This window comes from Cupriavidus sp. WS (assembly GCF_000395345.1).
GTDB lineage: Bacteria > Pseudomonadota > Gammaproteobacteria > Burkholderiales > Burkholderiaceae > Cupriavidus > Cupriavidus basilensis_B.
The window spans coordinates 1-318 of the sequence record NZ_AQPL01000768.1 but is presented as its reverse complement, the minus strand read 5'-3'; the positions used below and the strand labels follow the sequence as shown (position 1 = coordinate 318).

At 61.3% G+C, this 318-nt stretch carries 1 protein-coding gene; it reads right to left on the bottom strand.

Going from position 1 to position 318, the window contains the following annotated elements; genetic code table 11:
* On the bottom strand, positions 1–318 hold a 318-nt coding region (locus K206_RS40720; protein WP_020207219.1), incomplete at both ends, for a TraM recognition domain-containing protein.

Here is a 318-nt window from a genome sequence, read left to right as displayed (position 1 = left end):
CTGCAACAATGCAAAACACTGGCCCTTGGGCAAGCCGACGATGTGCGACGGCTCGATCATCGGCACGCTGGACATGCTGATGCGGTCCTGAGTGTTGGACGTGAAATCCGTCGCCCCGCGAATGTCCGAGCTGTCGGTCGCGCCGCTGACGATGGTGGTCGTATAAACCTCGACCTTCGGTAGTTGCCGGGTCAGCAGTTCAGCGGTCGCGGTCTCGCGCACGCGCAGCATGAACAGGTTGTTGAAGTTGCCGATGACCTGACCGGCCTTGGCGCGGTTGCCAATGCGGGCCTCAATGTCCGAGAGGGTCTGCGTGTA